The sequence below is a fragment of the Neoroseomonas rubea genome (assembly GCF_016106015.1).
Taxonomy (GTDB): domain Bacteria; phylum Pseudomonadota; class Alphaproteobacteria; order Acetobacterales; family Acetobacteraceae; genus Neoroseomonas; species Neoroseomonas rubea.
Window position 1 is genome coordinate 1 of sequence record NZ_JACADQ010000722.1, and the last position, 690, is coordinate 690.

A 690-nucleotide genomic window follows, 5' to 3' on the forward strand; every position below is an offset into this window, starting at 1 on the left:
GCTGTCGAGGTCCCGCCGCGTCGCCGCGACCGGCACCCCGGCGCGCCCGGCGGCGGCGGCCAGCGCCGCGACCGCGCTCGCATCGGATTCGAAGGAAGCGACGCGCCCGCGCGCGGCGAGCGGGATGGACAGCGTGCCGAGCCCCGCATGCAGATCCGCGATCCGCCCGCGCCCCTTCAGTTTCGCCGGCAGCGCCGCAAGCACGGTGGCGATGATGGCGGCCTCGCCCTCCGGGCTCGCCTGCAGGAAGGCACCGGGCGGGGGCGCGATGGCGACGCCGGACAGGGCCATGGTGGGTGCGGCGTGCTGTGCCGCGATCTCGGGCGTTCCCGTGCCGCGCGCCCAGGCGATGCGCGCGAGACCCTCGCGTTCCGCAAAGCGGGCGAGCAGCACGCGGTCCCCGGCCTGCAGCGGCGCGTCGGTGCGCAGCAGCAGGTCGGGCCCGGTGTCGAGCAGGTTCACCACCGCCGAGCCCTCGCGCTTCAGCGCCGAGAGGCTGGCGAGCATGGTGCGCAGCGGCGGCAGCAGCGCGACGAGGCGCGGGTCGAGCACGAGGCACGTCGCGAGGTCGAGCACATCCGCGCTGCCCGCGACATGCAGCCCGGCGATGGCGCCGCGCGGCGTGCGCCGCAGCGCGAGGTCGGCGCGGCGGCGATGGCCCGGCGCGGTGGCGATGGTCGGCGCGACCGG

General features: G+C 77.8%; 1 pseudogene. It reads right to left on the bottom strand.

Annotation, left to right across the window (positions count from 1 at the left end):
• Positions 1–690 (bottom strand): annotated as a pseudogene (locus tag HW577_RS26060) (class I SAM-dependent RNA methyltransferase); the annotation flags it as partial.